Here is a 13594-nt window from a genome sequence, read left to right on the forward strand (position 1 = left end):
CGCGATTGAGAACCAGAATGATCCATTTTAATTTGAACAATATCCGGTTTATCCAATAAAAATCACCTCACCAATTATTTGATGAGGCAATCATAACTTGAATTAAATTATTTTTGAAGTCGGTCAGTTATTTACTGCTTACGAAGGATCAAATGAATCAGACATGTTTAGTATTTCTTTCTAATTAAGTTTATATATATATAAAACCCTCAGGGACCCAAAAAGTGACACTAAAAAAGCAATAATTTTTGTAACCACTCCGAAAGCTGATCAGGGCGGGGATAATTATTGCTTTTTTATTTTACTTTTTTCTAAATTTATTTTTTGAAATTGATTAATGGCGGCGAGTACTACCTCGAGTACAACCTCGAAGGAGTACTCGAGGTTGTACTCGCCGATTTCGCGGTTATTTTTATTAGCGGTAGCCTGTGGGTATTTGGTGGAAACGTGTTTGAAAAAGCAGATTATGGCTACGCTAGTCGAACGATCCGCTGCGCGTCTCTTTTCGTCTAGCTGCCATGTTTCTTGTGGTGACCGAGACGAGCTTAGTCGAGGAAACACAGTTATGGACCTTATAACTGTGCTCCCTAGCCTCGCCACAAGAATGGACAACGTTCGTAGCATCAAAGAATATTAGCGTTCCTCGCTGCGATTCGGACTTCGGTTCATCTTAGTCCGATCGACATCGTAAGCGAAGCCAGTAATATTCCTCCTTCATTGCGAAGTAGTAGGGTATATTCCATAATCTGAGCGCTTTTTCACTCTCTTCTGAAACGTGTTAAAAAAGGCAGATTATTACATATAGCTACGCTAGTCGAACGATCCGCTGCGCAGATCTTATCGACCAGCTAGGCTATATTCCATAATCTGAGCGCCTTTTTTAACACTCTCTTTTCTAAAACGTGTTTGAAAAAGCAGATTATTGCGTATAGCTATGCTAGTCGAACGATCCGCTGCGCGTCTCTTTTCGCCTAGCTAGGCCACACTCCATAATCTGGGCGCTTTTTCAAACACTCTCGTTAATCAAAGTTATCGCTATTTTGCATGTAGACAATCTCATCGTAGGAAATTTGTTCCCGCAATTGCTTGGCCGTGTCGGTACTGATTAATTGGTCGGTTAAATGATTGTCCACGTAATCATATTCATACTGGAAAGCAGTGATGAATAAATCTTTTTGTGTATCATTTGTTTCGTCACTATTGCTGAAACGACGGTGCCGCTCACGATAGGAACGGCGAACAATTCCAATTGCCGCAAAATTGTCGACGGTTGTTTCGTTATTCAAATACTCAATAACGGCGTTGTAACCATGGTCCTCAATCTGGGCGAAAATTTGGCGTGTGTCTTTTATTTTTTTACGTTGTTGGTCGGTTAAATTACGGCGCAGTTGAGCTATTCGACGTTTCTTTAAAAGACCAAAGGTTAGATATTTAAAACCAGATTTTATTCGGCGCCAAAGAATTTGCCAGATACTTTTTTTCGTAGCAAAGTTGCTTTGAATTAAAAAGCGCTCGTAGGAAAGCTGTTGTTTAGGTGTAATGTCACCCGTGGTCACTAACTGCTGGACCGTCGTTTGTTCAACATGCTGTGTTTTTTTAAACAGGCGGGTCAGTGTTTCATAAGATGGGCGGGTATAATCGGATTTTTGATTGTACAGTGTTTCTAAGACAATTTGGGCGCTCTGCGTACCACTAACTGTTTGTTGTAATTCGGTGATCGCAAAATCCAACATATCGTTGCGAATTGCGCGAATGTTGACCGGCGCTTCCTTGGCCGCTTTGACCTTGGCGGGTACGAGTAGTGGAATAACAAAATTTGGAACGATTAAACTTAATAGAATAACAACGGCGGCGACGAAAATAATCTCGTTACGCATTGGGAATGATTTTCCATTTGCTAATGAAAAAGGAATCGAAAGCGCCATGGAAAGGGTAACGGTTCCGTGAATACCGCTGGCTGCCATGATGGCGCTAACTGTTGGTCGATTGAGATCGCGGTAGGGCAGTTTAACGAAGCCAGCGTAAACCCATAAAAAACGTAAACCAGTCGAAATTGCGTAGATTAATAAGGCAAGGCCAAATAGGCTAAAGAACTGCAAAGTATGAGTAGAGATTAAATCGAGAACAACCGTTGGTAAAGTGAGTCCCAATAAGACAAAAACAAAACCATTCAGAACATCGCTGATAATTGTCCAAATACTAGCCGTTGCGAATTGGGTTTTGGTTGAAGTTAGTTGCAAGCGATCACGCTCGGCACCGTGCACTAAACCGGCGGCAACAACTGCTAAGATACCAGAAACTTCAAATTGTTCAGCAACAAAATAGATGATAAAGGGCGTTAAAATCTGTAAGGGAACGGAAATCGGAATACTGTCCGCGGCAATTTCCCGTAGCCAAATGCGCAAACGAACGATCAGCAACCCCAGAATGGCACCAAGGATAAGGCCACCAAAAAAGCTAAAGATAAAACTAGTAATCCCGTGACCAACAGAAAAAGAGCCTTCACGGTAGGCACTGAGACTTAAATTTAAGGCCACAATACCAGATGCGTCATTAAATAGAGATTCGTTTTCTAAGGTATTCATGATGCGGTTTGGCAGCGCCATGTTGGAAGTGATTGACTTAACGGCGACGGCATCTGTTGGGGTCACAATCGCGCCAATGGCAAAGGCCAGCGGAAGTGTCATCAGTGGGAATAGTGAATTAATACTGAATCCCAGAATGATTACTGTGATGACAACTAGAAAAATCGATAATGATAGGACATTGGCAATTCCACGCCTTAAACGGCGGCGGGAGGTGTTTTGCGCATCATTAAACATTAAGGGTGTAATGATGGCATAAAGAAAAATTTCTGGATTAAGTTGATAGTGATGAAAAAGCGGTAAAAGTGATAATAAGAGACCTGCTGCGATTTGATAGAAGGCTAGTGGTATTTTCGGGAAGATTGCGTAAATAATATTGGCAAAAATTACTGCACCTACAATGATGCTAATGGTAAAAATAGTTTCCATGAGGTCCTCCTTTAGCTACATTAGGCAGTCGGTAAAACGGAAATTGTTTTAGCATAAAGCATATTTTAACAAGTAGATCTTTTAGCCTATTCCAGTTTGTGCTATGCCTTTTTGTCATTAATAAAATTGATCAAAGACTATTATGCCATAATTTGATTTGTTGGCGTACTTTAATTATAAAAAAACCATTATTGAAGAATAAATCGTTGGATATCTGAGTTTATCAGCACTGGTAACGCTTCATTATCTAGCCTATAATGAAGGTGTGGAAGTTTAACGAAGGGTGGTAAGAGTATGTTGACGGTTGGTGTGAGTATGTTGTCTTTAGCACGGGTTCAATTTGCGATGACAACAGTATTTCATTTCTTCTTTGTTCCTTTCTCAATCGGGATGGCGTTTATAACGGCAATCATGGAAACAATTTATGTCGTAAAAAAGGCGCCAATTTATAAACAAATGGCACAGTTCTGGGGAAAGATTTTCCTTTTAAGTTTTGCTGTTGGTGTGGTTACTGGTCTTATTCAAGAATTTCAATTTGGGATGAATTGGTCTGATTACTCACGATTTATGGGTGATATTTTTGGGGCGCCACTGGCTATTGAAGCATTGTTGGCGTTTTTCCTGGAATCAGTATTCATCGGACTATGGATGTTTACTTGGGATCGCTTCAAACCTGCGATTCACGTTATTTTTATTTGGTTAGTTATGCTTGGTTCTAGTGCTTCGGCTTTATGGATTTTAACTGCCAATAGTTTTATGCAGAATCCAGTGGCTTATAAATTGGCCAATGGTCGGGCAGAAATGACAAGTTTTACCGGTTTACTTAAGAATCCACAATTGTGGGTTGAATTTCCGCATGTTGTTTTTGGGGCCTTTTTAACGGCGGCTATGGCAGTTGCTGGAATGTCAGCTTGGCGGTTGCTTAAGCATAAGAATATTGATTTTTACAAGAAGTCATTAAAGATTGGTTTGATCGTTGGACTTATTTTTTCATTAGGAACGATTTACGTGGGCGATGCTCAAACCAGAATGATTATTAAGGATCAACCAATGAAGTTTGCCGCAACGGAAGGCCTGTATGATAATACAGGTAAAAAAGCGCCATGGGCAATGATTGAGGGGATTAACGCAGCCGGACATAAGGCAACTTGGAAGGTTGAAATCCCTGACATGCTAAGCATTATGTCTTACCATAAAACAACTGGTGCGGTTAAGGGTATGAATACCATTAATCGTGAATTACACCAGAAGTATGATAAAAAATTTGGTAAGGACATGAATTATTATGTACCACCGAAAACACTTTTCTGGAGTTTCCGAGTTATGGCTGGCTTTGGTACGTTATTTGCACTCGTTACCATCGTTGGCTTGTGGTTTATGCGTAAAAAGAATAATGCCATTGAGAATAAGCGTTGGTTCCTTTACGTTTTAGGGATTTGCCTCTGGTTACCATTTTTAGCCAATACTGCTGGTTGGTTCGTGACTGAACTGGGTCGTTATCCGTGGATTGTTTACGGACTGTTCACGATCGCTGATGCAGTTTCACCAAGTGTCACGGCGGGTGAGTTACTGTTTTCTAACATCACCTACTTCTTGATCTTCACGATGCTTGGCGGTACTATGATTTACTTCTCCCATAAGACATTAGTCGCCGGTCCAGAGCTTGATGACGGCAGTGAAAACCGTGTGAATGTTGATCCATTTGCGAAGGGAGCGTTCAATCATGAGTAGTTTGCAGTTATTATGGTTTTTCTTAATTGGTTTACTATTTGCGGTCTTTTTCTTACTTGAAGGCTTTGATTACGGTGTTGGGATGTCGTTACGTTTCTTGGCCAAAGACGAGCAGGAATGTGACAGCCTTATTCAAACGATTGGACCGCACTGGGATGGTAATGAGGTTTGGTTAATTACTGCCGGCGGTGCAATGTTTGCCTCGTTTCCTTACTGGTATGCCAGTCTATTTTCAGGATTTTATATTTTACTTTTCTTAATCTTATTTGGCCTAATTATCCGTGGGGTGTCCTTTGAATTTCGAACGCACGTAGATACACGTAAGGGGCGAAAGTTATGGGAAGTGACACTTTTCACTGGTAGTTTAATGGCGCCCTTCCTTTTTGGGATGATGTTTACTGATATGGTCAAGGGAATGCCAATTGATGCTCAAGGTAATCTAGGCGCCAGTGTTGGTGATTACATCAATCTCTTTTCGATTGTTGGTGGTGTTGCTGTAGCGTTACTTTGCCTATTACACGGGCTTAATTACATTCGGCTTTCAACCTTAGGTGCATTACGACAACGGGCTCAAAAATTAACTAAGTTACTCTACCCAGTTTTGTTTGTTGGGCTAGTTGTCTACGCCGCGTTACTTTTGTTTCAAACGGACTTCTTTACCGCACGGCCAGTATCAAGTTGGACACTGCTGATCCTAATTGTTTTGGCCAGCGTTGTTGCAACGTACGGTGCCTATGCCGATAAAGAGTGGTTATCGTTTATTGCTAGCGGAGGTACTTTAATCTTATTGGTTGCGTTATTATTCAATGGATTATTCCCACGAGTAATGGTAGCAACTAATCCGGCGCACAGTATCTTAATTAAGAATGCTTCGTCGTCAGAATATACACTAAAAGTTATGACGATCGTGGCTTGCATTTTAGTTCCAATCGTCATCGTGTACACAGTCTGGAGTTACTTTGTCTTTAATAAGCGAGTCACAACAAAAAAAGTGGTGGAATAGATGGTTGATAAGCAGTTATTTAGCTTATCTGGAATAAAAAAAGTAACCATAATGCTTGTAGGACTAACAGTCCTGCAAGCATTTATGATCTTATTTCAGGGGAAATATTTGGCGTTGGCGTTGGTTAAGACGTGGCACTTACGGCCGCTAAATTTATTTGGGCCTTTAATTGGTTTATTTTTTGCGGCGTTCATTGGGCGTCACTTAATTAATTGGGTAAAGAGTATTGTGTTAGATCGCTTTGCCAACCAGGCCAGTCAAAGTTTACGCGAGCAGCTTCTAACTAAATTATTTCATATTGGGCCTAGTCTAGTTGCAAAGCAAGGAACGGGTAACTTAGTCACGATGGCCCTTGATGGAATTGATGAAGTTGATAATTATTTAACGTTGATTTTAAATAAAATGCTGAATATGATGATTATTCCCTGGATTTTATTGATTTATATTTTTACGTTAGACGTTAAAACGGGAGTTGTATTACTCTTAGTTGTTCCAATTGTTATTTTATTTATGATTATTTTAGGTTTTGCCGCCCGGGATAAGGCTGATAAGCAGTATGCGGGCTATCAGCTACTGTCGAATCACTTTGTTGATGCGTTACGTGGATTATCAACCTTAAAGTTGCTAGGAATTAGTAAGCAATACGCAAATAACGTTTATTCAGTGAGTGAATCTTACCGCAAACAAACAATGGCCGTTTTACGGATAGCCGTTTTATCAACTTTTGCCTTAGATTTTTTCACGACGTTATCAATCGCGGTGGTCGCCGTATTCTTAGGACTTGATTTATTGGCCGGTAAAATGCCCTATTTTCCTGCGCTAGCATCCTTGATTCTAGCACCAGAATTTTTCTTGCCCTTACGCGATTTTTCTAGCGACTATCACGCAACTTTAAATGGTAAAAATGCGATGCAAGCTATTCGGCAGTTACTTGCATTACCTGAAGCAACGCAACGTCAGGCCCTCACAAGTTTAACAACGTTTGGTGCTAATGATGAACTGGAATTCAAACACGTCAATGTTAGTTATGAAAATAATAACGAACATGACCTGGCCGATTTTAGTTTTAAAGTTCATGGCTTTCAAAAGATTGGGGTCATGGGGCCTTCCGGGTCCGGTAAATCGACGTTAATTAATACACTAGGTGGTTTTTTGTTGCCTGAGGCCAAAAATGGTGGCCAAATTTTGCTTAATGGGCAGCAAGTTCCGCACCTAAGTCAAGAACAGTGGCAAAATAATTTTGTTTATATGCCGCAAAAGCCGTATTTATTTCACGCAACGATTGGTCAAAATATTGCCTTCTACCAACCAAAGGCCAGTCGTGAAGCAATTAAAGTTGCGGCCGAGAATGCAGGTTTAACAATCTGGCTAAAGCAATTACCGGCCGGTCTTGATACAGTGATCGGTGAAGGTGAGCGAGGAATCAGCGGTGGCCAGGCACAGCGTATTGCGTTAGCCCGAGCATTCTTGGATCGTAAACGGCGTGTATTATTATTTGATGAACCCACCGCTCACTTGGATATCGAGACTGAAGCGGCGCTAAAAGAAACGATGTTACCGCTTTTTAAGGATCACCTTATTTTCTTTGCCACGCACCGCCTGCACTGGATGCAGGAGATGGATCAAATTATGGTAATCGAAGCGGGCCGTTTAGTTGAAATGGGAACACCGCAGCAGTTACAGCAAAAACAAGGAGCATATACACAGTTAATGACACAGATGAAGGGGGCTAAGCTATGAGAAATCCATTTCAACCGTTGAAAAAGGATAATTGGGTGAAGCCTTATATGAAAAAGTATAAAGGCCTGTTGTGCTTAATCTTGGTTCTAGGTCTATTAACCTTCTTTTGTGGCGCTGCGTTAATGTTTAATGCTGGTTACCTGATTAGTAGGGCGGCTCAGCGACCAGACAATATTTTATTAATTTATGTTCCGGTTGTTTTAACTCGGGCTTTTGGGATTGGCCGACCAACTTTTCGCTACGTTGAACGGTTAACTTCACATAACTGGGTGTTTAAGGTTACCTCAGATTTGCGTAAACGATTGTACCTTACGTTGGCAAAGGACGCCGCATTTTTCCAGCAACACTTTAAAACGGGGGATATTTTGGCGCTTTTGGCCGACGATATTGGTCACTTACAGAACCTCTACTTACGAACTATTTTCCCAACGCTAATCAGTTGGTTTCTTTACATCATTATCGTGATTGTACTTGGCTATTTCAGCTGGTTCTTTGCGTTAGGAATGGCATTATTACTAGCAATTATTGTCTTTTTATTACCACTTGTTTCAATTGCGGTGACTGGCGCACGGGTAATGCAGAAAAAGCAGTTAACCCAGCAACTTTACACTGATTTAACTGATAACGTTATGGGTGTTGCTGATTGGGTGATTTCCGGTCGCGAGAACGACTTTATCGCTAAATCACAGCCGACACTGAAGGCCCTGCGCAAGGAAACTTTAGCCACTAAGCGTTTTGAATGGCGGCGTGACTTCTGCATACAGTTTGTGTTTGCAATTATTAGTGTTGCTCTTTTATTGTGGACTAATCGTTATTTTACAACTTCTCCAGCAGCGGTGAATTGGGCGGCGGCTTTCGTACTTAGTCTGTTTCCACTAATTGATGCCTTTGCGCCAGTCAGTCAAGGGGTTGAGGAGTGGCCGATTTATATGAGTTCTGTTACGCGGCTGAATGATTTAAAGCCGCAGGAACAGGCGCTACCACAGCAAGCAAAATTACCGACCACGGTACCACCAATTTCATTTCAGCACGTTGAGTTTGCGTACCCGAATGAGTCCAATATTATTAATGATTTTAATTTAACCGTCAATTCTGGTGAAAAATTAGCAATTTTGGGTCAAACCGGGATGGGGAAAACCACGTTGCTTGATCTATTGTTGGGTGATTTACAGGCACAAAAGGGTGCAATTACAATTGCTGGTGTACCAGTTGCGGCATTACAAGAGCAACGTAAAGAGTTAATTGGGATGTTGGATCAAAAGCCATTCTTATTCAACACAACGGTCCGTAACAACATTCGCTTGGGCAACTTAGAAAAAACTGATCAAGAGATCGATGAGGCGTTAAAGGCCGTTCAGCTGGGCCCGTTAATGGCGCGGTTACCTAAAGGTGCGGACACAATTGTTGAGGAGGATGGTGCACGTTTTTCTGGTGGTGAGCAGCAACGATTAGCCTTAGCACGCTTAATTGTACAAGATGCACCAATTATTTTGTTAGATGAGCCAACAGTTGGGCTTGATCCGATTACGGAAAAGGCGTTACTACGCACCATTTTCAGTGTCTTAGCCGGCAAAACAATTATTTGGGTAACCCATCATTTACAGGGAATTCAAAATGCCGACCAAATAATTTTTCTTGAACATGGTAAAATAAATATGCAAGGTAGTCCACACACTTTATATCAGGAGAATGCACGTTTCCGCAAACTTTACGCGTTAGACTCAGGCGAATAATTAGAGAGTGTTTGAAAAAGCGTTCAGATTATGGAGTATCGCCTAGCTGGTCGAAAAGATCTGCGAAGCGGATCGTTCGACTAGCGTAGCGATACTCCATAATCTGCTTTTTCAAACACGTTTAGACCAAATTAATTAGGAAGGCGTTAGCTAACCGCTTTTTCAAACACTCCACAGTTTAATAATTCGTCAACTGATTTCAAAGCTACGTGTAGTACTTTATTTTAAGTGGTTAAGGAGATATGTCAGGTGACTTTATCAGTATTTTTGGAGCTGGTCGAAATTAAAGCAAAAACGGCCAGTGTATTTCCATTTTTGTTAGGAACTTTTTACGCACTGTATCATTACCGGCAGCTACACCCGGTTTATTTAGTTTTGTTTTTTATTGCGATGTTAGTTTTTAACATGGCGGTTGACGCTAATGATAACTATCAAGATTATCGGCGGGCAACTAAGAATGAAGCGCTAGGATTTCGTGAGAAAACCAATATTATTGGGGTTAATCATTTAAACCCCCGGATGATTGGTTGGCTGGTCTTTTGGATGGTGGCCTCTTCGGCCGTTTTAGGAATCTTTATTGCCAGCCAAACTGGTTGGCCAGTTTTATGGTTGGGGCTATTTTGTTACGCCGTAGGTTACTTTTACGCGGGGGGCCCTCGACCGATTTCAACGACACCGTTTGGCGAACTTTTTTCGGGATTAACCATGGGCTTTGTCATCTTCTTGTTAAGTGTCTATTTAAACACTTACGAGGTGGTGACTTTTAACTGGGCGTTTGTGGGACCAATTTTACTATCGTCAGGGTTGGCCGTCTGTGCAATCTCCAATTTAATGTTAGCTAACAATATTTCGGATCAAAAAGAAGATCTAGAGTTGGGCCGGCATACAATTCTGGTTTATATTGGTAAAAAGAATGCTTTGCGGCTATTCGTGGCGCTTTACGTTATTGGCTTTTTGACGCTTATTGTGGCGGTTATTGTTGGTTATTTGCCAAAATTAACGTTATTAACTTTAGTAACGGTACCAATCGTTTGGAAAAATACCCGCCTTTTTTTGGCGAAGCAAATCAAAAAAGAAACATTTCCGTTGGCGGTTAAAAATTTATTTTTAACAACTCTAGCTCAAGTGATCTTTTTTGGATTAGGAGTTTGGTTGAACTTTTAAATTAAGTAGCAATTGTAAGGCATTTTTTGCTGAAACAATTGCTTTTTTTAGAGAGTGTTTGAAAAAGTGTTCAGATTATGGAGTATAGCCTAGCTAGGCGAAAAGAGTCGCGCAGCGGATCGTTCGACTAGCGTAGCTATACGCAATAATCTGCTTTTTCAAACACGTTTCAGAAGAGAGGGAAAAAGCGCTTAGATTATGGAGTATAGACTACTACTCCGCAATGAAGGAGAAATATTACTAGCTTCGCTTACGATGTCGATCGGACTAAGATGAATCGAAGTCCGAATCGCAGCGAAAAGCACTAATATTCTTTGATGCTGCGGACGTTGACCATTCTTGTGGCGCAGGCTAGGAAACACAGTTATAAGGTTCATAACTGTGTTTCCTCGACTAAACTCATCTCGGTCACCGCAAGAAACATGGCAGCCAGGCGAAAAGAGACGCACAGCGGATCGTCCGACCGGCGTAGCTATACGCAATAATCTGCTTTTTCCAATACGTTTCCGTCAAATCAATCCGGAAAATATTAGTGAGCATATTTTCCGGATAAGTCGTAGGTTAATCGCAAAAGTCGTAGGTTAATCGCAAAAGTGGTCGAAATTAAAGGGTAAGCTATGCTATAATGAGAATTACATTATTTTATTAGATAATAATGAGAACAAATTAATGAAGGGATGATGACATGCAGCAAGTTTATAATTTTGCAGCTGGTCCAGCGGTTTTACCGCAACCAGTATTACAACAAGTGAAGGATGAATTTTTATCCTATCATAATTCTGGTATGAGTATAACGGAGATCAGTCATCGCTCCTCCTTGTTCCAAGATATTATCGATGATGCGGAAAAAACGTTGCGTGATCTGATGCAGATACCTGATGACTACGCGGTTTTATTTGTGCAGGGTGGCGGTAGTCAGCAATTTACTGAAGTCCCTTTGAATTTAGGAACGGATAACGTTGCTTATATTGATACTGGTAACTGGTCAAAAAAAGCGATTGCTGAGGCGCAAAAATTTCCGTCTTTGAAAGTGACAACGTTGGCTAGTTCTGAAGCAACGCATAATACCACTATTCCGTCAGTTCCACCGGTTAGTGCAAATTATGATTATGTCCACATTACAACTAATAACACAATTGAAGGCACTACTTACTTTGATTTACCTGACGTTGGGAAGAATGTCCTTGTTGGTGATATGTCGTCAAATATTTTAGCCCAACGCTATAACGTTCAGGATTTTGGGTTGATTTATGCTGGTGCGCAGAAAAATATTGCACCGGCGGGCCTGACAATCGTAATCGTTCGCCGCGACCTAATTGGCAAAAAAAAGGGCCTACCAGCCATGCTGGATTACGGTCTTCAAAGCGCTAAGGGGTCACTTTATAACACACCACCAGTTTTTAATATTTACATGGCGGGACTTGTTTTTCACTGGTTGGAGGATTGTGGCGGTGTTGACGAAATGGAGAAAGTTAATCGCGCTAAGGCAAAGATACTCTATGATTATTTGGATCAATCGAAGCTATTTTCGGCGCCAGTTAAACCAACTTTTCGTTCCTTAACGAATGTGCCCTTTGTAACTGGGAACGCGGCGATGGACCAAAAGTTTATTACTGCGGCCACAGAAGCAAAGTTATTGAACTTAAAAGGCCACCGATTAGTTGGGGGTATGCGGGCTAGTCTTTATAATGCGATGCCGATTACTGGCGTGACTAAATTAGTTCACTTTATGGCAGAATTTGAACAGGGGGAGAAATAAGCATGACATATCAGATTGTAGCATCGACGACCGTATCACCAGATGGTATTGCCCTTTTTGACCAGAAAAATTATCACATTGATTATGGTGAACAACCTAAAAAGGATACCGCTGGTCTACTGATTCGTAGTGTTGATTTGCACCAAACGCCATTACCAGATGATTTAATTACCATTGGTCGGGCCGGCGTTGGCGTGAATAATATTCCCTTGGCCGAAGCGGCCGCGAAGGGAATCGTTGTTTTTAATGCACCTGGTGCTAATGCGAATGGTGTTAAAGAGTTGGTCTTTGCGGCCTTGACGATTGGCGCGCGACCGATGTTAGCCGGCTCGAAATGGGTTAGCAATTTAAAAGGTGACGATATCGGCGTTCAGGTTGAAAAGGGAAAAAAGGCCTACGTTGGAACTGAACTTTTAGGCAAAAAGCTCGGTGTTATTGGTTTAGGTCATGTTGGTGGCCTAGTTGCCAATGGTGCGTCATCACAGGCTTTCGGAATGCACGTCGTTGGTTATGATCCTTATATTGCTGTGGATACAGCTTGGCATTTATCACACCATATTAAACACGCCGCAGATTTAAAAGGCGTTTTAGAAGATAGCGATTACGTCACGATTCACGTTCCTTTAACAAGTGAAACTAAGGAAATGCTGAACGCCGATGCAATTGCGATGATGAAACCAGGCAGCGTCCTACTTAATTTTGCCCGGGATGATGTGATTGATGAAGATGCCATTATTGCCGCACTTGATCGCGGTCATTTACGAAGGTACATCACTGATTTTGCGTCACCAAAACTCATCCATCACCCTAAGGTTACCGTTTTTCCACATATTGGTGGCTCAACGACTGCGGCAGAAACCAATAGTGCCAAGATGGTTGTTCAAACGATGAAAAATTACTTAGAAACTGGTAATATCAGAAACTCAGTAACTTTTCCGGATACGGATATGCAGTTTGCGTCACCACTACGTTTAACCTTAATTCATAAAAATGTCCCCAATATGGTTGGTAAAATGACTGGCGTTTTGTCGAATTATGAGTTGAACATTGTCAACATGATGAATCGCAGCCAAGGTGATTACGCGTACACCATGATTGATTTGGATCAAATTGACCCTAAACGATTGCAAAAGATTGCTGCCAAAATGGCTCAGATTGACGATGTGATTCGCGTTCGAGTTCTATCTCACTAGAGCGGATTGAAAAAAGAGTCTATTTAGTAATCGGAGTGGCTACTTTTAACCACGTTTATGATTAAGTTGATTGTGTGAATGATAATTTTCAACTTTAACTACTAAATGTGAATTAACCGTAATTTAATTATAATTTTTAAAGAGAATGTTTAAGGGAATCTAAACCTTTAAAACATTCTCTTTTTTGGGTCTCTGTCAAATCGTATTGGTGGAGATTTTGAACGGCACATTCACTTCGGTGAATGTGCTTTTTGTTT

General features: G+C 41.2%; 8 protein-coding genes. 7 read left to right on the forward strand and 1 reads right to left on the reverse strand.

Going from position 1 to position 13594, the window contains the following annotated elements:
- Positions 1 to 1019: 1019 nt before the first annotated feature.
- On the reverse strand, positions 1020 to 3014 hold the full coding sequence (locus EKM61_RS09780) for a cation:proton antiporter (RefSeq protein ID WP_068222905.1): 1995 nt from the start codon (positions 3012 to 3014) through the stop codon (positions 1020 to 1022).
- Positions 3015 to 3311: 297 nt separating this feature from the next.
- Between EKM61_RS09780 and EKM61_RS09785 the strand changes: the two genes are divergently transcribed.
- The 7 genes from EKM61_RS09785 (at position 3312) to EKM61_RS09815 (ending at position 13337) form a co-directional block, all read left to right on the forward strand.
- A complete protein-coding gene (locus EKM61_RS09785; RefSeq protein WP_178378347.1) occupies positions 3312 to 4745 on the forward strand; it encodes a cytochrome ubiquinol oxidase subunit I in 1434 nt (477 codons plus the stop codon).
- Positions 4738 to 5748, forward strand: a complete 1011-nt coding sequence (gene cydB / locus EKM61_RS09790) for a cytochrome d ubiquinol oxidase subunit II (protein ID WP_068222910.1) — start codon at positions 4738 to 4740, stop codon at positions 5746 to 5748. The genes EKM61_RS09785 and cydB overlap by 8 nt, the downstream gene beginning before the upstream one ends.
- Positions 5749 to 7488: a thiol reductant ABC exporter subunit CydD gene (gene cydD / locus EKM61_RS09795; RefSeq protein WP_068222912.1), complete on the forward strand. Its 1740-nt coding sequence runs from the start codon at positions 5749 to 5751 to the stop codon at positions 7486 to 7488.
- Positions 7485 to 9221 (forward strand): thiol reductant ABC exporter subunit CydC, encoded by a 1737-nt coding sequence (gene cydC / locus EKM61_RS09800; protein WP_068222915.1) that lies wholly within the window; start codon positions 7485 to 7487, stop codon positions 9219 to 9221. Before cydD ends, cydC begins: the two co-directional genes overlap by 4 nt.
- A 249-nt stretch (positions 9222 to 9470) precedes the next feature.
- Positions 9471 to 10385 carry a prenyltransferase gene (locus tag EKM61_RS09805; protein ID WP_068376601.1) on the forward strand — a complete coding sequence of 305 codons (915 nt, stop codon included), beginning with the start codon at positions 9471 to 9473 and terminating at the stop codon, positions 10383 to 10385.
- A gap of 685 nt (positions 10386 to 11070) precedes the next feature.
- Entirely contained in the window at positions 11071 to 12144 is a 1074-nt protein-coding gene (gene serC, locus EKM61_RS09810) for a 3-phosphoserine/phosphohydroxythreonine transaminase (protein ID WP_068222919.1), read from the forward strand.
- Between the two features lie 2 nt (positions 12145 to 12146).
- Entirely contained in the window at positions 12147 to 13337 is a 1191-nt protein-coding gene (locus tag EKM61_RS09815; protein WP_068222921.1) for a phosphoglycerate dehydrogenase, read from the forward strand.
- Positions 13338 to 13594 lie beyond the last annotated feature (257 nt).

Source organism: Loigolactobacillus backii, assembly GCF_003946275.1.
Lineage (GTDB): Bacteria > Bacillota > Bacilli > Lactobacillales > Lactobacillaceae > Loigolactobacillus > Loigolactobacillus backii.